General features: G+C 48.4%; 1 pseudogene. It reads left to right on the forward strand.

From position 1 onward, the window contains the following. Positions 1 to 557 (forward strand): annotated as a pseudogene (ppnK, locus tag KIV40_RS30040) (NAD(+) kinase); the annotation flags it as partial. Positions 558 to 665 lie beyond the last annotated feature (108 nt).

Consider the following 665-nt stretch of genomic DNA (forward strand, 5'->3'; position numbering starts at 1 on the left):
TCCAATCTGCATTAACCGATGTACTCAATGGCGAGTTCATGGAGGAAGAGCGCTTCCTGCTTGAAACGGAAATCCACCGCCACGGCCAGATCAAAAGCCACAACGCAGCACTTAACGAAGCGGTACTCCACCCAGGCCAAGTTGCTCACATGATCGAGTTTGAAGTCTACATTGATGATAGCTTCGCCTTCTCACAACGCTCAGATGGCTTGATTGTCTCAACACCAACTGGCTCTACCGCCTATTCACTCTCTGGTGGCGGCCCTATCCTCTCTTCAAGTTTGAATGCCATTTCTTTGGTACCAATGTTCCCGCATACGCTATCAAGCCGACCTTTGGTGGTTGATGGCAAGCGCCACATTAAACTCATCGTCTCCCCAGACAATCGCGGCACTCAAGAAGTCAGCTGTGACGGCCAGATTTCTTTACCTGTTTCACCGGGCGACGAAATCCATATCTACCAAAGCCCGAACGTGCTTAAGCTGATCCACCCTAAGGATTACAGCTACTACCACGTTCTACGTAACAAACTTGGATGGTCGAGTAAGTTGTTCTAAGCTTACAACGAAGAAAATTTGAAAGGTTGGCGACATGCCAGCCTTTTTTATTGCCTGAAATCCATACGCTCCCTCACCTTTTAAGCCTTTTTCACACCGTCATTCCAG

This window comes from Vibrio sp. D173a, from assembly GCF_030248475.1.